Genomic DNA, 19,972 nt, shown 5'->3' with positions numbered 1-19,972 from the left:
GCGATGCCCTGGCTGAAAAAACTCGTCGGCGCCCTCGTCATTCTGGGCGGCGTCGGCGCGGTTGCCGGTTGGGTGCTGTCGGCGCCGGTGAGGCTCGACAGTGAGACCCTGGCCAAGCTCGGCCCTGGCGACCCGGCCAAGGGCAAGCGCATCTTCTATGCCGGCGGCTGCACGTCCTGCCACGCAAAGCCGGGCTCACAGGGCGATGCGCGGCTTCAACTCGTGGGTGGGCTCGAGCTCAAGACGCCGTTCGGAACCTTCGTCCCGCCCAACATCTCGCAAGATCCCAAGGACGGCATCGGCGCCTGGTCGGCCGAGGACCTCGCCAACGCCATGCTGAAGGGCGTATCGCCCTCGGGCGAGCATTTCTATCCAGCGTTTCCCTATGCGTCCTACGCGCGCATGAAGCCGGCCGACATTGCCGATCTCTATGCCTTCCTGAAGACGTTGCCGGCGGTCGCCGGCAACGCACCGGGCAATTCGCTCGGTTTTCCCTTCAACATTCGTCGCGGCATCGGTCTATGGAAATTGCTCTACCTCAGTGACCAGCCGGTCATTGCATTCCCCGATGGCACGCCCGATCCGGTGATGGCCGGCCGCCATCTGGTCGAAGGGCCGGGCCATTGCGGCGAATGCCACACGCCGCGCGACTTTGCAGGTGGTACGAAAAAGAACGCGTGGCTGGCCGGTGCGGTGGCTGCCGAAGGCAGCGGCGTCGTGCCGAACATCACATCGGGCGAGGGCGGTATAGGCGATTGGTCGGAAGCCGACATCGCCAACTACCTCGAAACCGGCTTTACGCCTGAATTCGATTCCGTCGGCGGCGCCATGGTCGACGTGCAGCGGAACATGGCAGAACTGGCGCCGGAGGACCGTGCGGCCATCGCCGCCTATCTCAAGGCGATACCGCCGCATCCAAACGGCTATCCGCCGCGCAAAAAGCCGGCGAGCTAGTTTTCCGGCGACAGGTGGCGGTCGCCGAGGAAATCGAAGCCGGTTTCAAAGAAATGATTGTAGTCGCAGGTCAGTTCCTCGCCAGGTGCGATATCGCGCAAGGCGTATGTTTCCTCAGGTGAGGAGACGTCGCAATTCGGCTCGTCCGCATGGTTCATGAAGCGCGCGTCGTCGGCTTCGAAGACGATGTAGTTCGGGTCGCGCCGGTCGGGGTAAGAATAGCGGTCGAGATAGCTCTTCACCGATCCGCTTTCGCTCTCATAAGTTTCCACGTCGATGATCCGATCGAATCTCGGGTCCAGCTTCCAGATCAGCGTGCCCCGCGGAATCTGGGCCCTGGCAAACACACCGATGCCCTGGATGGACGATTTGTCGAGATAGACGTCAACGAGCAGCATGGCGGACCCTTGCAAGATAGTACTGGCAGTCGCGGCTTTGAAAGAGCCGGGCATTGGGTAGCGCGCGATGGTGGCAATTGCGAGCAGAAAATCGCGGCGCATGACCGCGAAATGAAGTCTCGGAAAAGATCATACGCAAATCAAAAATTCATGACCTTGGAAATCCGTCGAGGAACAGCGGCGGCGCGGTTCGCGACCCGTTCCGTTGACCGGCGGCGAGGTTGCTTTGAACAGGGATGAAAAGGTCAGCGCTGCTGCAGCGCGAGCCGAACACCCAGCGCGCAGTAGATGCCGCCGACGACTTTGCCTTGCCATCGCAACACCGCCGGATTTCGGCGCAGGAACGTGCCGAGCCGGCCAGCGCTCATGGCAAAGACGACCGTGCTGAAAAGGCCCAGTACCACGAAGATGACCCCTAACGCAGTCATCTGAAGCGTCACCGATCCGTTTTCAGGCCGCACGAACTGAGGCAGGAATGCAAGGAAGAAAAGCGCGGTCTTGGGATTGAGCACTTCGGTCAGGATAGCCTGTCGAAACGCCTTGCCGGCGGAGATCGCGAGCGCGCCGGCAGCCGGGTCGGCCGGTGTTTTCTCGATGATCGCACGAATGCCGAGATAAACGAGGTAGGCCGCACCGATGTACTTTACGATGCTGAACAGCGTCGCCGATGTGGCGATGATCGCCGAGATGCCGACCATCGCCATGACGGTGTGAAACACGTCGCCGGCAGCGATCCCGGCGCCGGTCGCGATGCCAACCTTGGTTCCGGAGCTCGTTGCCCGCGCTATGGTAAGGAGCGTGGCCGGACCCGGAATAAAGACGAAGCCGAGCACAACCGCGACATAGGCAGTCAATGTAGCGAGATCGATCATCTGTCGGTTCCTCCCGTAAGCTCCGCCTTGCCCATCGCCTTCAGTGCAAACGAATAGGTGTAGGCGATCTCCTCCAGCCTTGAAAACCGGCCGGAGGCGCCGGCATGGCCGGAATCCATGTTGATCTTGAACAGCACCGGATTGTCGCCGCTCTTGCGGTCGCGCAGCCGCGCCACCCATTTGGCCGGTTCCCAATAGGTGACGCGCGGATCGGTGAGGCCGGCCAGCGCCAGGATCGGCGGATAGTCGAGCGCTGCGACATTGTCATAGGGCGAGTAGGCAGCGATGGTTCGGTAGTCGTCGGCGGATGCGATCGGATTGCCCCATTCAGGCCATTCCGGCGGCGTCAGCGGCAGGGTTGCGTCGAGCATTGTGGTGAGCACGTCGACGAAAGGAACCTCGGCGACGATGCCGCCAAAGCAATCCGGCGCCATATTGGCGATGGCGCCCATCAGCATGCCGCCGGCCGAACCGCCTTGCGCGACGATGCGGTCATGCGCCGTGTAACGCTCGGTGACCAGATGGCGCGCGACGGCGATGAAATCGGTGAACGTATTCATCTTGTTCTCCCGCTTGCCGTCGTCGTACCAGCCATAGCCCTTGTCCTTGCCGCCGCGGACATGGGCGATGGCGAAGACAAAGCCGCGGTCGACCAGCGAGAACCAGTTGGTGTTGAAGGCGGCCGGCACGGTGATGCCATAGGAGCCGTAGCCGTAAAGCAGGCAAGGTGCGGATCCATCCAGCGGCGTGTCGCGATGGTGCAAAAGCGAGATCGGCACCAGTTCGCCATCGCTGGCCGGCGCCATCAGCCGCCGCGTCACATAGTGGTCCGCATCATGGCCGGACGGCACTTCCTGGGTCTTCAGCAGCACCCGCTCGCGGGTGCGCATATTGTAGTCGAACACCTGGGCCGGCGTCGTCATCGACGAATAGGAAAAGCGCATGATCTCGGTGTCGTACTCATAGGAACCCGACAGGCCGAGCGAGAAAGCCTCCTCGTCGAGCGACAGAAGATGCTCCTCGCCGCTCTCGCGGTCGCGCACGACAATGCGCGGCAGGCCTTCCTTGCGCTCCAGCCGGACCATGTGGTCCCTGAAGCCGATCACGGACAGGATCAGCCGGCCCGGCTCGTGCGGCACCAGTTCCTGCCAGTTGGCACGGACCGGATCGCTCGCCGGCGCCGTCATGATCTTGAAATCCTTGGCGCCATCGGCATTGGTCAGGATGAAGAAGATGTCGCCGCCTTCTTCAAGGTCATACTGGAGGCCGACCTCGCGCGGCGAGACCAGTTTCGGTTCGGCAAACGGATCGCTGGCGCTCAAGAGGCGATATTCCGAAGTCTCGTGATCGTTGATGCCGATCATGATCCATTCGTTGTTGCGGGTGCCGTCGACATTCATGAAGAAGCCAGGATCGGTTTCCTCATAGATCAGCCGATCGCTTTGCGGGCTGTCGCCCAGCGCATGGAACAGCACCTTGGACGGGCGGTGGTTGGGGTCGAGCCGCGTGTAGAAGAAGCCGTCATTGCCGGCGTTCCAGACACCTGAGCCGCCGGTGTCGGGTATCTGGTCGGCAAGCTCCTTGCCATCGGCAAGGTCGCGCACGCGAAGCGTGTAGAATTCGGAGCCCTTGTCGTCGAATGCCCACAGCAGTTTGGCGTGGTCGGCCGAATGGTCGACGCCGCCAAGACGGAAATAGGCCTTGCCCGCGGCCTCCGCATCGCCGTCGAGCAGGATATGCTCGGCGCCGCCGTCGCGCGGCATGCGGAAATAGCGCGGCTGCTCGCCGCCAAGCTTGAAGGACGAGCCATAGGCATAGGCTCCATCCTTCATCGGCACGGAAGAATCGTCCTCCTTGATACGGCCCTTCATCTCCTTGAAAAGCTGCTTTTGCAGCTCGACCGTGTCGGCCATCAGCTTTGACTGGTAGGCATTCTCTGCCTCAAGCTCAGCGCGGATCCCCGCATCGAGCAATGACGGGTCCCGGAACATCTCCTGCCAGTTGTCGGCTCGCAGCCAGGCATAGTCGTCGGTTCGCGTGATGCCGTGATGCGTGTCAAAAACCGGCCGCTTCTCGGGCGTTGGCGGGCTGACGATCGGAAATGCTGATGTCTTGGTCATTGCGTCTCGCTTTGAAGTATCTTGAATGGCGAATGAATACGCCGATCAGGGCGGGTTCAAGAGCCGCAGTCTAGGGGTTGTGTCGGCTCCAGGAGATGGGTCGGGAGGAGAGATGATGACTGTTTATTCTCGGACTGCTGCGGCTTTCGCCGTTGCTTCGCTCACTCTGGCCTTTGCCGGCCAGTCTCATGCGACCGTATTCGCGGCTTGGCAAGTGGCCAATGTACCGTTCGGCGACACGCTCAATGTGCGCAAATACCCTTCGGGCACGTCCCAGAAGCAGGCGGCATACCCGAACGGGACCGTTCTGCAGATGACCGGACGATGCACCGGCGGGATAAACCTGCTCGACATCGCCAACCAGCCGGCGTGGAAGCAGGAACAGAAGGTTCGCTATCGTTGGTGCGAAATCTGGCATGACCCGGCCCAGAACGGCAACTTTGTCACCGGGTGGGCCTACGGCAAATACATCACCCCGCGTTGATTGACGCGGGAGCGGTTAACCGACCTGATTGGGTGACAGGCATGTCGCCTGATTGCTTGTGCAATGGCGGCAACCTGTGGTTTTGTGGACAGGTGTGAACAACCAAGTTCGCGTGTGCAATAGCCAAGCAAAATCAAGCATTGAAACCTGCTTTGTGAGTTGCCCCGAATGTAACGGAGAGCTGACGTTGCGTCAGCCGTTGCTGGTTGGCGCGCGAAATATCGATAAATTACACAATGCACGAAAGATTGAAGCTGATCTGGGAATAATTGACCAACATCGCTCAATATAGCGCAAGGGGCGAATTGACTTACTTGGTGCGCGGGCTCATTGATGTGCCCGCGACACGAATCGCAGAAGCTCTACCTGCACAAAGTTCGTGCAATGCCCTGCCTGTAAAAAAGGGCTCGGATCGAAGTAACTCTTGTTGGGGCCTGAAGACCATGGATATTGTCGAAACACCTTCCCGAAACAGCGATGCGCTGATCGAGTTGACCGCCGATGTGGTGGCCGCCTATGTCAGCAACAATCCCGTGCCGGTCGGCGAATTGCCGAACCTGATATCCGATGTCCATGCCGCACTCGGGCGTGTGGGCGGAACCGCCGAACAACCGCCTGCCGACAAGCAAAAGCCGGCGGTCAACCCGAAGCGCTCGGTTCATGACGACTACATCGTCTGCCTCGAAGACGGCAAGAAGTTCAAGTCGCTGAAGCGCCATTTGATGACCCATTATGACCTGACGCCGGATCAGTATCGCGAAAAGTGGAACCTCGACCCGACCTATCCGATGGTTGCACCCAACTATGCCGCTGCCCGGTCCCAGCTCGCCAAGAAGATGGGTCTCGGCCGCAAGCGCAAGGCGCGGTAATCGCTGCCAGCCAGATCGAATCGAAAAACGGCGCCTTCGGGCGCCGTTTGATTTTACGGGGCGGCAACGCGCTGATCGAGCAGAGCAGTTCCAGGAAGAGTGTGAAACGCTTCAGGCGATCTGTTTGAGCGCCGTCTCGGCATCGCGCTTGATACGCTTGACCATCGAGCGAAGGCCGTTAGCGCGCTGCGGCGACAGATGTTCGTCGAGGCCGAGTTCTTTCAATGTCGCTTCCGCATCGGTCTTCTGGATTTCGCTGGCGGTCCTGCCGGAAAACAGCGCCAGCATGATCGCGACCAGCCCGCGCACGATATGAGCGTCCGAATCGCCGGTGAAGGTGATGACCGGGTCGGCCCCAGCTGCGCGTTCGGTGGTCAGCCAGACCTGGCTGACGCAGCCCGGCACCTTGTTGGCGGCGCTGCGCTGCTCGTCCGGAAACGGCGGCAGCGCCTCGCCGAGTTCGATGACGTAGCGATAGCGGTCTTCCCAGTCCTCAAGGAACGAAAAATCGTCGCGGATCGTCTGGATCGTGGTGGTCATAATGCCGGATATAGTCACGCGGCGGCTCCGCGTCACGGAAAAAACAAGGACACCGCGGGCGTCGAGAGGGCAGACAGCCCGCGGTGCGCCGTCGAAACGGCCTAATTCTGCGCCGGCAGGTTGACTGTCTCGGGCAACACGACTTCTGCCGGCACGCTGCCGGTCATCGTCGATGTATCGGGGCCGGCGGCGGACTTGTCGTCCAGCATCGCTGCCGCGATCTTGGCGGTCTCCTTGGCGCGGGCGGTGATGGTGTGCATCGCCGACTTGCCGGTTTCACAGACATCGGGCTTGCGTTCGCAAATGCCGGCGATGTCGCCAACTGCTTCGCGTGCCGCAAACAGGGCCTGGATCGGCCCGACGCTTTCATGCCCCGCTTCATCGGAGCCGACACTCAATGGCAGCGCCAGCAGCACCAGCGAAAACCAGAAAGCCATTCTCATCAAAAAGAACATGCCCTTGCCCTCTCGTCGTGACCGGATCATGCGTCCATATGGCATGACCTCTTTTGTGGCAGTATATTGGCACACAGGCGCAAAGGACGGCTTGCAGGCAAAGCGACAATTTTCCTCAAATTTTAGGCAAATTCGAAACGAGCCGTTGTGCAATCGGTTTGTCTCAAATCCGAGGGATTTTTCTTAACACGAGATAACCATCTATATAATTGTTTTTACTGTATTTTTTCTGAAATCCCGGAGTCCGGGTGTCGCGTGCACCCACCCGATGGGCACCGTCGCCGAATAACCCTCCGTTTACTATGGCTGCATTTGCCCGGGCTTTCGGCCGCCGGCATCCCGATATTTGCCGCAGGCCGGGGCCTTGGTCGGCCCTGCCTTATCCATTCCTTAAACGCTGGATGCGAGTTTCAGAGCCAACCAGAACGATCTGCAAAGCAGAGCTGTCCACGACGATTACGGGTGCGTTGAGTTGAGTTCAATCAAGGCCAGATACGTTGAATTGCCTGGCGCGATTGCCGCCGGTTGCGAACGTATGGTCCATCCGTCCATCCTTGGGCGGAGCGACCGCGAGCGCCAGCGCCGCTTCATCGGCGTCATGCTCGCCGCTCCTTTCTTTGCCGCAGGTGCCGCGGTCACGCTGGTCACGTCAGGCATGGGCGCCGCCGTCACCATGGCCGCCATCTTCGCAGCCTTTGGCCTGTGCTGGTTCGTCGCCTTGCTGGTGGCGGCGACCGGCAAGATGGCGATGGCAAGTCAGGTCGCCCTTGCAGTGGCGGGTATTTCTCTCGGCAGTCTCATTGCCGCCGCGGGCGGGCTGAGTTCGCCTGTCGCCATGCTTGTCGTGGCGCTGCCATTCGAAGCCTGGTGGATCGGCGCCTCTCGGCGCGCGGCACTTTGGGGAGCCGTGTCGGCCGCTGTCGCCGTCCTGGCTCTGCCCCTGGCCGGAACCGTGTTCCCGTTCGCAGGAGCGCAGATCGCGGCGTGGCACTGGCTGGTCCCGCTGGCCTGGGCGCTCACCTTGATCCCGCGCGCATCGGCGTTTCGAAACACGGCCGATGCGGCCGATGTGGTCGACACCGCCGACCGGCTCGAAGACATCATCGATGCGGTGGTCCTGCGCGTCGCCCGTCATGGCGAGGTTCTGGACGCTTCGCCAAAGGCGCGCACGCTTTTGAAATTGCCGCCCGAACTGCTGTCTGGAAACGGCCTCTTCGACCGCGTCCATCTGTCGGATCGCGTCTCCTATCTCAGCGCCCTGGCCGACATGCGCGACGGCGCGCTGTCGCGCCGGCTCGAATTGCGCATCAGGCTGCCGCAGAACGGCAATGGCCAGAATGACAGTCGCTTGACCGCCGACAATTACCGGCCGTTCTCGCTCGATCTGGTGCGAGCCGAGGAACAGGGCGACGTCTTCACGCTTGTCCTGCGCGAGAATGATGAGATTGCCCGGCTGCGCGAGGATCTGGCGGCGGCCAATGAGGCGGCCGCGTCCGCCGAGGTGGCGAAGGGGCGCTTCCTGGCGGTGGTCAGCCACGAACTGCGCACGCCGCTCAACGCCATTATCGGCTTCTCCGACATGCTGCTGCATGAAATGTTCGGCGCCTTCAAGGATCCGCGCCAGAAGGAATATGTCGGCCTGGTGAGGGATTCGGGCCAGCATCTGCTTGCCGTCGTGACCTCGATACTCGACGTGTCCAGGATTGAATCAGGCGTCTATGCGACCGAACCGGAGCCGTTCCGCTTCGCGGAAGCGGTCGACATGTGCCAGTCCATGATGCAGCTGCAGGCGAAGGCCAAGAGCATCGATCTGCAGGCGCAGATCGCACCCGACGCCGGCGACATCAATGCCGATCAGCGCGCGGTGCAGCAGATGCTCATCAACCTCGTCTCCAATGCGATCAAGTTCACCCCCGATGGCGGCAATGTCGTCGTCGGCGCCAAGCGGATCGGTTCGCGCCTGCACTTCTGGGTCAGGGACACCGGCATCGGCATCGCCGAGGAGGATTTCGCCAATCTCGGCAAGCCCTTCATGCAGATCCAGAACGACTATACCCGCCGTTTCGAGGGGACCGGTCTCGGCCTGTCGCTGGTCAAGGGCCTGGTGGCGCTGCACGAAGGCACGATGTCCATCGAAAGCATGCCGGGCGAGGGCACCACGGTGACCATCAGCCTGCCGGTGAACGGACCGAAGGGGCATAAGGCGGAGAAGGCCGGCGTGCTGACGATGCCTGTGGCCATGGCGAAAGGGGACAGAAATGGCTCGCTCCGCAAAACAGCCTAAGGCGGTCAAACGCCGCAGCAATGCCTTTCAGGACGGCGCCGTCGCCGTCGGCGGCATGATCTCGCGCAATCCTGTCCTGGTGGGTGGCTCGACGGCGTTCCTGGTGACGCTGTTCTACGTTTCCGCCAATGCCTTGTGGTATCAGCCTTTCCCGCATGCCGGCGCGTTTTTCGCGACCCGCAGCATCGAGGGCTTTCCGCGGGCAACGTCCGACGAACCGGAGACGACATTCAACATCGTGCGGCCATCCGGCACGCCGGCGCCGATCAAAGGCGATCCGGTGGTCGAGCAGGTGCAAGGCATACTGAAGGACCTCGATTTCTACTCCGGAACGGTCGACGGCATTTCCGGGCCCAACACGCGCAAGGCCATCCAGGCCTATCAGCAGAAGGTCGGGCTCAGTGCGTCCGGCGAGATCGACGCGCTTCTGCTGGATCAACTGGGCGCGACGCCGAAGACGGCGGCAGTCGTACCCAGGCCGCAGCCACGCCCGGATACGCCCGTCGCAGTTCCGGTATCTCTGCAGACGAATTCGGGGCAGGCAAATGCCGCCGATCCGAATGCCGCGACGCAGGCGCCCGATGCCCGCATCGTCAAGATCCAGGCCGGGCTCAAGGCGTTCGGCAATGACGACATGCAACTGGACGGCGTCGTCGGCGCGCGCACCAAGGCGGCGATCAAGGAATTCCAGTCGCTGTTCGGGCTGCCGCAGACGGGCGAGCCCGATGAGATCGTCTACGTCAAGATGCGCGAGATCGGCCTGACCAACTGACGGCTGAAACGACGGCTCGCCGAGCGGCGTAAATATCGGTAGAGAACCCGCTTGCTAGTTTGCGTGCATGTTGTTGTCCCAAGCCGGGGGCGACATGCATTGGCGGAGTTCTCTCTCATGCGCGTCACATCGGATCTGTGGGTCTCGGCCCTGTTGCGCCGGGTTTTCGGCGCCGGCGGATTTGCCGCCGTGGTCAAGCGCGGCGCGACCGAAGCCGGCGCTGTCTTCGTGCTGGCGCGGGGCAGGCTGGGCGAGGTTGCCCTGTTCGGTCCGGCGCCGCAGACAAGCTACGATTCGGCCAAGCCCGACGACCGATTTTTCAGTCTGCTCGGCGCCGGCGACGATGCCGCCGTGCTCGACGCCAGGCTGGAAAGGGAGAAGAAATTCGATCCCGACATCTGGGTGGTCGAGATCGAGGCCGGCACCGTGCCCGTCGAGGAGCTTATTTCCGTGAAGACGCCCTGAGGCCGGACGTCTCAGCCGCATCGTCGCTGTTCGATGCCATGCGGCTATCGCTGTTTGCCGGTGCGGCGTCGCGAACCACCCTCGAGAGGGTCTCGGCTTTCCAGTGCCGCACTTTGTCCTGGGCCGCCTCGTGATGCAGCAGGCGGTAGCGGTCGAGGAAGGTGCGGATAGCCTGCGGATGTGGGAATTGGCTGGGGTAGACGGCAACGGTGATCAGGAAGGCCTTGTCCTCGCCGAGGTCCAGCGAGCGCAGTGCCGCAAGCAGCGACGCGTAGTTCTGGTTGGCGGTGAGCGAGCGCGCGGTCGAGAAATCGATATCGAGCGCATCGGCGAGCGCGGTCTGGAAGAACGCGGCGTTTCCCGTCAGCGCTGTCTCGCGCAATTTCACATAGGTGTCGGCGCCCGTGAAAGGATCGGTGTTCGTCGCTGCCGCCTCGTCGCCCGTGCGCATCATCGAGCGCAGCCTGCGCCGTGCATTCTCGGCTGCGATGCCGAGCGCCTGTTCTCGGGCGGACTCGTCGGAGGCAGTTTCCGTGCTCACCGGCACGATCTCTTCTGCTGCGATGGCTTTCGCGTCCGGCTCCCGCACGCGCACCAGGCTTGGCCTTTCCAGCGCCCTGATCAGATCGGCGATGGTTGGGTTCAGGCCCTTGCGGCGCGCAATGGCGCGGGCATGCGGCAGGCCATGTCGCCCGATCAGCGCGATGAGATCGATGTCGCTGACGGCGCGTGAGCGGATGAGCAGCGGCGCGGCAATGTCGACCGGTTCCTCGCAGAGACGGCGCACCAACGCGCCGGGGGCATATTCGCATTCGGAAAGGGCGGCCGCCACATAGCGGCGGGATTCGACGGACACATTGTCGAACAGCGGCAGCGTCAGGTCTTCGAGCTGGCCGATCTCACGGCGTGAAGGGCGGGTGAGCGAGCAGAACGCCGACACCGCGGCGCGGAACAGCCTTTCGGCCTTTCCCGAGTCTTTTCGTACCGCGATTTGCCTGAAGTCCAAAGATGACACGAAGGATACGCCCGTACTCGACACAATCTCGACCACGCTCCACCGGACTGTCTCGGCTTCGCGTTTGCCTCAGGTCAGGACGCCCTGACTTGGAACAAAGATCAAGTTAGCGACGATCCGTTAGCGCTCCGTTAACCCTCTGCCGGCCTTAATGATATTTGGAGGCGTTGCGTTGTGCTCCGGGGAAACCGAGAGGAATGCGCGAACCATGGGCATGGTACTGTCTTTCGTGCCGCGTACGGCACCAAACACCAGAGCAAAGCAAACCGCCGAAATGCCGGCGGCGGTGATCATCTTTCCCGGCATCCGCTATGAGCGGTCGAGCGCCGGCGAAGTGCGGCCGGTCGACCCCGACAAGCCGGGATCACCGCACACGAAACCGGTTCCGCATCACTGAGTTTCGGCAGCCACGGACCATTGGTCCGGGATCATATCTAGAAGTCCTGCAGCTCGCAGGAACTCTGCTCGAAGAAGCGCGATACGATCGGCTTCCAGCTGTCATCGGGCACGAAGGCGCGGATGACGAAGATGCCTTCCTCGATCGGCGCTTCGACAAAGATCGCTCCCTGAAGGTCCTCGGGAAGGTCCTTGCGCACGTCGATCATCTGCGCCGGCGTCAGCACGACGGCATCCAGCACGCCGCCGTTCGCCGTGTGGTCGTTGAAGGAATAGATGTTGTGGCCGCTGCGGTCATAGACCGACACCGACCAGAACGGGACATGTCCGGGCGCCTTGATGCGGACCATGCCTTCGCCCAGGTCGAAACGGCACGCCGTTGCGTAAAACAGCGGGTCGACGGATTTCACCACGGGCGCGCCGCCGGCCTCGGCATCGAGCCGCGTCATCCTGTAGAGATCCGACGCCATGGACAGCCGCGACCAGGCATCGCGTTCGGAAAATTCAGGCACCAGAAGCAGCACGGCGATGTGCACGATGCCGGCGCCGAGCAGGCCGAGCAGGATGGCATGCAGAAGTCCGCGCATCGCCGCATAGAAACTACGCATCGCAGCCGACCTTGACGATATGCGGCAGCGAGACATCAGACAGGCCGGTGCTGCTGGCGATCGGCGTGTCGTAGAAGGTCAGCACGAAATACATCCTGCCGAAGCCGTCCGTCAGCAGCCAGTTGCCCGGCATAGGGTGATGGCCGGCGGAAATGATGACCGAATTGTCGGGCTGGCGCACCACCCCATAGGACTGCAGCGCCGCTAGCCGGGGTTTGCCGGTTTCGACCACGCCGAGCGACTGGTCGGCGGCATAGAGCGTCCAGAACCGCGCCGTCGGGAATCCGCCTTCGATGGTGTAGGTGCATTCGCGCTTGAGCTCGGCGCCGCCCGTGTCGCGCTCGGCGACAAAGGACAGCCCTTCGGCGCGGCCGAGCGCAAGCACGCCCTCGCGCGCCACGCGGGCCTTGGAATAGGGATCGGCGGACGGCGTGCCGATATCGGGAAAGGCCGTCCATTGGCCGATCCGGATGGCGCCGACGCCATCCTGGACTTTCAGCGCATACCAGACGCTGCCGCCACCGCCGACGATGGCTATGGCAAGCGAAAGCAGCGTCAGGAAGGCAGTTTTGAGCATGAAGGGCCGGGGACACGAAGAGTTGCCGCTCGGGGATATCGCGGCGTGGGGCCTTGTGGCAAGCGGGCCGATGGATTTGCCCGCCCAGACCAGTCGGAAAGGGTCAAAGCGCCGACAGCGTCTCCGGCGGTTGAGGCATACTGAGGGCAGGCGCCGACTGGAACAGCTTGGTCATGTCCCGCAGCGTCTGCGTGGTCCGGCTGGACAGCACCGGCGGCCGTTCGGCGGCTGCATCGGCCGCCGCCTGCGCGTCGGTCTTCTTCTGCGCTTCCTCGGCCTTGGCCGCGATCTCCTCGTCGACGAAGGGCTTGTCGATGCCCGGGATCGGCTTGAGGTCGATGTTCTGGTGCGCGTAGACCATCAGTCGCTGCCACACCATCGCCGGCAGCGAGCCACCGGTCATGTTCTTGGTCGGCGTGAAGTCGTCATTGCCCATCCACACCGCCGCCGTATAGTTCCCGGTGAAGCCGACAAACCAGGCGTCGCGGTAGGACTGGGTCGTGCCGGTCTTGCCGGCGACGACGATGTTGGGAAGTTGAGCCCGCCGCGCCGTGCCCATCACCGGCACCGCGGCCAGCATGGTGTTCATCGATTTGAGCGCCTGCTCCGACAGCACCCGGTGTGGCGGCGGCGCATCCTTGGCGAAATCATAAACGACCTCGCCGGTTCGGGTCACCAGCTGGGTGATGCCGTGCCGGGAGCCGACGAAGCCGTTGTCGGCGAACACGCTGTAGCCCGTCGCCTGGTCCATCACCGTCATGCCCGAGGTGCCGAGCACCATGGTCTTGTGCGCTTCAAGCGGCGATTCCACACCCATCGCCTCGGCCATGGCCTTGATCGGCGGAATACCGAGATAGTCCTTGGCCAGCCGCACCGGCACGGTGTTGATCGATTTGGCCATTGCCATGATCAGCGTGACGTTGCCCGCCGATCCGCCGCTGTAGTTGTGCGGTGACCAGCTGCCCCAGCTGATCGGGCCGCCGGAGATGATGGAGTTGGGGGTGAAGCCGTGTTCCATCGCGGTTGCATAGACATAGGGTTTGAACGACGAACCGGTCTGGCGCAGCGCCTTGGTGGCGCGGTTGAACTGGCTGGCGCCATAGTCGCGGCCACCGACGATGGCGCGCACGGCGCCGTTGGTCTCGATGACGACGACCGCGCCCTCGGTGACGTTATATTCTTTGCCGAACTGGCGCAGGTGGAACTCCACCGATTCTTCCGCCGCCTTCTGGATGTTGGCGTCGAAGGTCGTGTGGGCAACGAGCGAGTGCTGGCCCGGTTTGGCGATCTTCTTGACCTCGTCGAACGCCCAGTCGAGGTAATAATCGGGACTTTTCTGTTCGCCGCGATCAACGACATCGGCCGGATGCAGCCTTGCCTGCAGCACCTGACCCTCGGTCATGAAGCCGGCGTCGACAAGGTTGGACAGCACCACATTGGCGCGCGCACGCGCCGCCGGCAGGTTGATGTGCGGCGCATATTTGGTCGGCGCCTTGAACAGCCCGGCCAGCATCGCCGCCTCGGCGAGGTTCAGGTCCTTGACGCTCTTGCCGAAATAGAAGTCGGCGGCCGCCTCGATGCCGAACGTGCCGCCGCCCATATAGGCGCGGTCGAGATAGAGCTGCAGGATTTCCTTCTTCGACAGATTGGCCTCGAGCCACAGCGACAGGAAGGCTTCCTTGATCTTGCGCTCCAGCGTGCGCTCATTGGTGAGGAACAGGTTCTTGGCCAGCTGCTGGGTGATGCTCGAGCCGCCCTGGACGACGGAATTGGCCCGCACATTCTCGAAGATGGCGCGCGAAAGGCCGAGCACATCGATGCCGTAGTGATCGAAGAAGCGGCGATCCTCCGTGGCGAGCACCGCCTTGATGACGTGATCGGGCATCTCGTCGACCGGCACCGAATCGCGCTGGATGATGCCGCGCTGGCCGATCTCATTGCCGTAGCGGTCGAGGAAGGTGACGGCGAAGTCGCCCTGGGCGCGCCAGTCGCCGGCCGTGTCCTGGAAAGCCGGAACGGCCAGCGCCAGCATCACCACAATGCCGCCGGCGCCAAGCGTAAAGCCTTCGCTCAACAGTTCGATGACGCCGCGGCGCCAGCCGTTGACGCGGAAGCGCCGCGAGAAGATCGTCGCGGATTCCCAGAACTGGCGCGCCTTGAAACCGATCTCGTAGAGCGAGGAATCGATCCATGCGTCGAGCGCCAGCAGCCGGGCGGCGATCGGACCTCTTCTCTTGCGCGGTTCAGGACTGGCCATTCGGAAATCCGGCTAGGCGATTGCCCGACCTGAGAACCGCAAACCGGCAATTTCAGGGCGATGCATTCCGGGAGACTATTCCTCCATTTTTTCAGCAGTCACAAGGGCGCTGAAGACACAGCGGCGGGTTTGTTGCCGAAGGGCGGGTCGGGGAATGGAGCCCGAACCCGCCGCGTCTGGTTTGGCCGCCTCAGGCCGGTTAGCGCTTCAGCGCCTGCACCGTGCAGTGGATGCCACTGCGGGTCTTCGAAATCTCGCTCATGTCGACGATCGCCACCTCGAAACGGTGTGCCTCGAACTGGCAGGTTAGCATCTGGCTCCCAGCGTCTGGCTCGACGTCAGCGATCTGCGACTGAACGCTTCAAGCGGCTCGCAGGCCTTCTTTCGGGCGCAAATTCTGGTTCATGCGGAACAGGTTCAGTGGGTCGTAGCGCTGCTTGATTTCCAGAAGCCGCCGATGGTTGCCACCATAGGCCGCTTCGACCCGGTCGACCTCGTCCTCCGGCATGAAGTTCACATAGACGGTGCCGGCCGCATAAGGCTTGGCCGCCTCGTAGATAGCACGAGCCCAGTCGATGCAGGCCTTGTCCATCGCCGGTTCGCGCCAGCGGGCGTGAACGTTCATGACGAAATGCGAACTGCGCTGTGGAAACGCCGTTGCATCCGCCTTGACGCGACCTGCCGCGCCGCCGACATGGCCGACAAATATTTCGCATTCGGGTCCCGGCAGCTTGGCTATTGCCCCCGTGACGACCGCAGCCGCCTCCTCGGAAAACTCGGTGAAGTCATGGCTCTTCCAGTAGTTGCGGGCGCCGGGCGCAAGCAGCGGGTCGAATGCTTGCTGCCAGCCGGTGAACGGGCTGGGGCCGACGACATCGGCAATCGGCGTGCCGATGGCCCGAAGCTTCTGCGTCGCCTTTTCGCCTGCGTCGATGTCGCCGCAATAGCACATGGCCAGAACCAGCACCTCCTTGCCATGCCACTCGGCCGGCAGGAAGGGTAGCGGCGGCGCCTGCCGCATGACCACCCAGCAGGTCAACTCGTCAGGAGCGGTTTCGAGCGCTTTGCGATATTCCCGCAGCACCTTTTCGGCATCGGCGAAGGGATGGACGACAAGCCCCGCCAGCACTTGCGGTCCAAGCTCATGGAGCTGGAATTCGAATGCCGTGACGACGCCGAAATTGCCGCCGCCGCCGCGCAGCGCCCAGAACAAGTCCGGATTTTCGGTCTGGCTGGCCCGGAGCAGTTTGCCGTCGGCGGTGACCACATCGGCGGAGGCAAGATTGTCGATGGTCAGGCCGAATTTGCGGGTGATCCAGCCGAAGCCGCCACCCAGTGTCAGGCCGGATATGCCGGTGGTCGAGTTGATGCCGGTCGGCACCACCAGCCCGAAGGCTTGCGTTTCCTTGTCGACATCGGCGAGCGTCGCACCAGGCCCGACCCATGCGCGCCGCGCAGCAACGTCGACCCGCACCGACTTCATCAACGACAGATCAATCACCAGGCCACCATCGCAGACCGCACTTCCGGCAATGTTGTGGCCGCCGCCGCGCACGGAGACGAGAAGCCTGTTCTCCCTGGCGAAATTCACGGCACTGATGACGTCGGAAGCGCCGACGCAGCACACGATCAGCCCAGGCCGTCGGTCGACCGTGGCATTCCAGACAGTCCGTGCTTCGTCGTAGGCGGCATCGCCTTCGCTCAGCACTGTGCCGCGCAATCGTGCCGAAAATGCTTCCAAGGCTGCGGCGTCGATTGTCGTTTTGCCGCGTTCAAGCGTGGTGAGGCTCATGGTGCTCATGGTTTCCTCCCGATTTGCAGATGAGCTGTCCCCCTCCCAAAAACGCTCTTACTGTGCGCTTATATTAGATATCGCGCAAGTATCGCATCGGCCAGCGTTGTGGCGCCCAAATGGGCGCGTCCGCCTCCGATGTGTTGATTGGATTGGCTCGGGCACATGGTGCCGCCAGCCGGCGATCTCAGCCGGTTTGCACGCGCGACCTTGCACCTCGGCCGCCAGGATGCCGATCATGCTGGTGCGAATGTGAACGAAGCAGCGTAGCGCTATCCACCCCTCAGGCCGGTTCGCGCTTCAGCGCCTGCGCCATGCAGTGGATGCCGCCGCCGGTCTTCGAAATCTCGCTCATGTCGACGGCCGCACCTCGAAACCGCGCGCCTTGAGCTGGCCGATCAGCGTTTGGCTGGAGGTCGGCGCGATCACCCGGTCCTTGCCCTTCAACGAATGCCTGATCAGCGGCAAGTTCTTCGTGCTTGCATGTGCGTTGAGATGCTGCCATTCTTGAGAATATCCGAAATAAATGTACATTCTTTGCTTGGAAACTTCGCTAAGGGTTGCATTTTATGTCGATCCAAAATCTTTCTGTGAAGACTGTCTTGTTTCTCACTTGCGCTTGCTTTGCCATACCCGCTGCCAGGGCACAGCAAGCGCCGGCCGCGCCGCCGGACGGACGTCCGACGGCATACAACCTCAAAGATCCTGTTGTGCTCGACAAATTCGACGATTTCCGCGTCGATGCACAGGCGCTGGACATCGACCAATTGAATGTCGTCATCCCTGAAGCCATCAAGAAGCAATTCGTTGACGTGGTCGGGCAAGGCGGCATCAGCACCAAGGGGGAAGCCGATTTCTTCGCTACGCCCGATTCTGTCGGCATCCACGAAAACGTAGACGAGATCGCCAAGCTTGCCGAGACAGCCCGGACGCTCATTGCCGCTGGCGCCTGGGAGGGATCGCAGCAGCAGACGCTGTACGGACGCGTGCTGAACGACTACGATCCCACCATTCCGGCTGGCGTCCCAGGGAGCGAGGACAGGGCCTTTTACGAGAGAGCCCAGGACCTGCTGAAGGATCTGCCGGGTTTCCTGATGCATGTTGTGGTCACGGATTCCACCGAGGACTCCGGCTTTTTTACCTCCCCAACCTTCAATGGCAATCCGCTGTTCCAGGGCGGGCCGCCTGGAGAAGCCTTCCCTCGCGAATTGCCATTCTTCTCGGACAAGGCCGGGCTGCTGCCGGGGGTGGGCGTCATCGTCCAGGCGAGCAACCTGACCAGGGTGCAGGGCGGATGGACCCTCGCCACCTCCGACATGAATCTGCCCTTCGGCGGCGTCAAATATCCGCCTTGCGAGAACCAGGCGAGCTTCATTTACAAGTCCCGCAACAATCCACGGCTGGAAGGTCGCGTCTGCACCGGCTTCCTGCTCGGCTCAAGCACCCGCCTGATCACAGCCCGCCACTGCATGCAGGACGTCAACCAGGCGATTCCCCCAGATGTGTCGGATCACCCTTCGCAGATCAGCGTCCATGCGGAGCAGTACGCTGTCGTGTTTGGCTTCAAAACGCTCGCCAATGTCGCTGGCGGCTATCTGACCGTGTTTCCAGACGAGAACGTTTATTTCCTCAGGCAAGCCCCTACCACCAATCTGATTTCACGAGCCGATGTGATAGAACTTGATCTCGACCGGTCCGTCCCGGCGGACGTGGCGACGCCGTTTGAATTCGACGAAAGGCCACTCGACGACAGCCTGACCACGCTCACGCTGACAGTGGCGGGCTATGCGATTGGACTGCCGCTGAGCATCGACTCCGAGAAGCCAACGATTACCAAACTGGACGAGGGTTATGGGCGCTTCTTCGTCGGCGGCGACAACTATCATGGTGATTCAGGCGCCCCTATCTTCGATACGAAATCACACAAGGTGATTGGCCTGATGTTGGCAGGTCTCTCCGACTTCGCGTTGGACCCGAAAATGATGCCGCAATGCTACATCTCGAACAAGACCGTGACACTGGCGGACTCCCAGGAGGCGGCGCTTCATCTGAAATCCTTCCTCGACCCCTGAGGGATTCAGCCATGGGGCCTCGAATGATGCAGGCGATCCGGTCTACTGTGCCGGTGTCTCGCCGGCGAGTTGCAGGCGCGAGACAATCTGCAGGGAAACGCCCTGCCGCATTAGCCAGTTGAGCACGTCCGAGTTGCCGACTGCGGTGTAGATCCCGCCGCCGCCGCAATTGAGGCCCGGTATGTTGTTGACGCCTTGCATCGCGCGCGAGGTGATGCCGACGAGCACGTTCTCCTGTGCTCCCTTGGCGGTCGGCGCGGCACTGGGATCGTCGGACTTCAGTTTCCGGCGGAAGGCGAAGACCGGGCCGCCGCTGTCGCCTTCGCATGTGTCGACCTTGGTTGCGCCACTGTCGAGGCCGGCGACCGAGAGCGCGAATTCACGGAAAGGCTTGCAGGGCGAGCGGGCAGCCATGCCGCTCGAGCAAAAGAAGGAGAAGACCGGCACCTGGGCGATGTTCGGCAGGCTCGGGAGGCGGCCGTTCTCGTCCTTGCCGAAGCCGATCACTGCAAGTTTGCGGGTAACGGTACTCTGCTGCACGTCAAGCAGATGGGCGATGCGCGGCGCACGCCCATCGAACACCCAGTTGAAGTGCATCAGCGAAAGGTCGCGCGCCTGCTGCTTGTCCAGCTGCGCCTCACAGGAAAAGCCGGGGTAGAGCTGGGGATAGCCCTTGGCAGTCTTGGTCACGATGTCGCCTTGGCCCGTAGGGATGGCGAACGTGTAGTCGGTGCCGCAGGCGCAATGTCCGGCCGTCAGCACCGCATCGCTGTCGATCAGCACGCCGGTACATAGCGAAGCTCCGCGCGGCGTGGAGTAGGAAATCCGCACCACGGACCAGAATTCCGACAGCCAGTTTGCCTGGTCGCCGTTGGTTACCTTGCTCTCAACGCTGTTTGGATCGATCGGCGCGGCGTCCTCGGCTTCGCCACTTTGCACCGAGAGGTAGTCGTGCTGGATCTGATCTGCGGCGGCGGCATGGGGGCGGAGTGCGGCGAAGGCAAGCGCGAGCAGCAGCGACATGGCCCGGCAGGCGCGCATG

The 19,972-nt window shown here is 62.3% G+C and carries 19 protein-coding genes and 1 pseudogene; 8 read left to right on the top strand and 12 right to left on the bottom strand.

The genetic code is table 11. The annotated features are described in order from the left end of the window. Window positions 1-3 precede the first annotated feature (3 nt). On the top strand, window positions 4-954 hold the full coding sequence (locus tag HB777_18460; protein QND65694.1) for a c-type cytochrome: 951 nt from the start codon (window positions 4-6) through the stop codon (window positions 952-954). Here the strand turns inward: HB777_18460 and HB777_18455 are convergent. The 3 genes from HB777_18455 to HB777_18445 all read right to left on the bottom strand — a co-directional run bounded on the left by HB777_18455 (window position 951) and on the right by HB777_18445 (window position 4,344). Then, complete coding sequence (locus HB777_18455) at window positions 951-1,352, bottom strand: SET domain-containing protein-lysine N-methyltransferase (GenBank protein ID QND65693.1); 402 nt, start codon at window positions 1,350-1,352, stop codon at window positions 951-953. The two genes, HB777_18460 and HB777_18455, sit on opposite strands and share 4 nt — an antisense overlap. A 245-nt stretch (window positions 1,353-1,597) precedes the next feature. Then, the gene (locus HB777_18450; protein QND65692.1) at window positions 1,598-2,224 is read right to left on the bottom strand and encodes a LysE family translocator; all 627 of its coding nucleotides are present in this window, start codon (window positions 2,222-2,224) and stop codon (window positions 1,598-1,600) included. Next, window positions 2,221-4,344 carry a S9 family peptidase gene (locus HB777_18445; GenBank protein QND65691.1) on the bottom strand — a complete coding sequence of 708 codons (2,124 nt, stop codon included), beginning with the start codon at window positions 4,342-4,344 and terminating at the stop codon, window positions 2,221-2,223. Before HB777_18445 ends, HB777_18450 begins: the two co-directional genes overlap by 4 nt. A 115-nt stretch (window positions 4,345-4,459) precedes the next feature. Here HB777_18445 and HB777_18440 point away from each other — a divergent pair, with 115 nt between their 5' ends. Then, on the top strand, window positions 4,460-4,828 hold the full coding sequence (locus HB777_18440) for an SH3 domain-containing protein (GenBank protein ID QND65690.1): 369 nt from the start codon (window positions 4,460-4,462) through the stop codon (window positions 4,826-4,828). Between the two features lie 443 nt (window positions 4,829-5,271). Further along, window positions 5,272-5,697 (top strand): MucR family transcriptional regulator, encoded by a 426-nt coding sequence (locus tag HB777_18435; GenBank protein ID QND65689.1) that lies wholly within the window; start codon window positions 5,272-5,274, stop codon window positions 5,695-5,697. Window positions 5,698-5,808: 111 nt separating this feature from the next. Here HB777_18435 and HB777_18430 read toward each other — a convergent pair whose 3' ends face one another. Then, entirely contained in the window at window positions 5,809-6,237 is a 429-nt protein-coding gene (locus HB777_18430) for a SufE family protein (GenBank protein QND68812.1), read from the bottom strand. A 101-nt stretch (window positions 6,238-6,338) separates the two neighbouring features. After that, window positions 6,339-6,692 carry a DUF5330 domain-containing protein gene (locus tag HB777_18425; GenBank protein ID QND65688.1) on the bottom strand — a complete coding sequence of 118 codons (354 nt, stop codon included), beginning with the start codon at window positions 6,690-6,692 and terminating at the stop codon, window positions 6,339-6,341. 535 nt (window positions 6,693-7,227) lie between these two features. On the opposite strand from HB777_18425, the gene HB777_18420 reads away from it, so the two are divergent. From HB777_18420 to HB777_18410, 3 genes are all read left to right on the top strand, one after another. Further along, on the top strand, window positions 7,228-8,976 hold the full coding sequence (locus HB777_18420) for a PAS domain-containing sensor histidine kinase (GenBank protein QND65687.1): 1,749 nt from the start codon (window positions 7,228-7,230) through the stop codon (window positions 8,974-8,976). After that, a complete protein-coding gene (locus tag HB777_18415) occupies window positions 8,951-9,748 on the top strand; it encodes a peptidoglycan-binding protein (GenBank protein QND65686.1) in 798 nt (265 codons plus the stop codon). Before HB777_18420 ends, HB777_18415 begins: the two co-directional genes overlap by 26 nt. A 117-nt stretch (window positions 9,749-9,865) precedes the next feature. Next, window positions 9,866-10,213 (top strand): DUF1491 family protein, encoded by a 348-nt coding sequence (locus HB777_18410; protein QND65685.1) that lies wholly within the window; start codon window positions 9,866-9,868, stop codon window positions 10,211-10,213. Here HB777_18410 and HB777_18405 read toward each other — a convergent pair. Continuing rightward, entirely contained in the window at window positions 10,191-11,228 is a 1,038-nt protein-coding gene (locus HB777_18405; protein QND65684.1) for a hypothetical protein, read from the bottom strand. The genes HB777_18410 and HB777_18405 overlap by 23 nt on opposite strands. A gap of 151 nt (window positions 11,229-11,379) precedes the next feature. Between HB777_18405 and HB777_18400 the strand changes: the two genes are divergently transcribed. Continuing rightward, window positions 11,380-11,625, top strand: coding sequence for a hypothetical protein (locus tag HB777_18400; protein ID QND65683.1), 246 nt, complete (start codon window positions 11,380-11,382; stop codon window positions 11,623-11,625). A 37-nt stretch (window positions 11,626-11,662) separates the two neighbouring features. On the opposite strand, the gene HB777_18395 is transcribed toward HB777_18400, so the two are convergent. The 5 genes and pseudogenes from HB777_18395 to HB777_18375 all read right to left on the bottom strand — a co-directional run bounded on the left by HB777_18395 (window position 11,663) and on the right by HB777_18375 (window position 17,299). After that, window positions 11,663-12,232, bottom strand: coding sequence for a DUF1254 domain-containing protein (locus tag HB777_18395; GenBank protein QND65682.1), 570 nt, complete (start codon window positions 12,230-12,232; stop codon window positions 11,663-11,665). Then, window positions 12,225-12,809: a DUF1214 domain-containing protein gene (locus HB777_18390; protein QND65681.1), complete on the bottom strand. Its 585-nt coding sequence runs from the start codon at window positions 12,807-12,809 to the stop codon at window positions 12,225-12,227. The genes HB777_18395 and HB777_18390 overlap by 8 nt, the downstream gene beginning before the upstream one ends. A gap of 103 nt (window positions 12,810-12,912) precedes the next feature. Continuing rightward, the gene (locus tag HB777_18385) at window positions 12,913-15,066 is read right to left on the bottom strand and encodes a penicillin-binding protein 1A (protein ID QND65680.1); all 2,154 of its coding nucleotides are present in this window, start codon (window positions 15,064-15,066) and stop codon (window positions 12,913-12,915) included. A 361-nt stretch (window positions 15,067-15,427) separates the two neighbouring features. Continuing rightward, window positions 15,428-16,867: an FAD-binding oxidoreductase gene (locus tag HB777_18380; GenBank protein ID QND65679.1), complete on the bottom strand. Its 1,440-nt coding sequence runs from the start codon at window positions 16,865-16,867 to the stop codon at window positions 15,428-15,430. Between the two features lie 274 nt (window positions 16,868-17,141). Next, window positions 17,142-17,299: pseudogene (locus HB777_18375) on the bottom strand (amidinotransferase). 128 nt (window positions 17,300-17,427) lie between these two features. On the opposite strand from HB777_18375, the gene HB777_18370 reads away from it, so the two are divergent. Then, window positions 17,428-18,930 carry a hypothetical protein gene (locus tag HB777_18370; protein ID QND65678.1) on the top strand — a complete coding sequence of 501 codons (1,503 nt, stop codon included), beginning with the start codon at window positions 17,428-17,430 and terminating at the stop codon, window positions 18,928-18,930. Window positions 18,931-18,972: 42 nt separating this feature from the next. On the opposite strand, the gene HB777_18365 is transcribed toward HB777_18370, so the two are convergent. After that, window positions 18,973-19,971, bottom strand: a complete 999-nt coding sequence (locus tag HB777_18365) for a S1 family peptidase (protein QND65677.1) — start codon at window positions 19,969-19,971, stop codon at window positions 18,973-18,975. Between the last annotated feature and the right edge of the window lies 1 nt (window position 19,972).

The sequence above is a fragment of the Mesorhizobium loti genome, assembly GCA_014189435.1.
GTDB lineage: Bacteria > Pseudomonadota > Alphaproteobacteria > Rhizobiales > Rhizobiaceae > Mesorhizobium > Mesorhizobium loti_G.
Note: the sequence above shows the minus strand (reverse complement) of the source record. Positions and strands in the feature narration are given on the sequence as shown.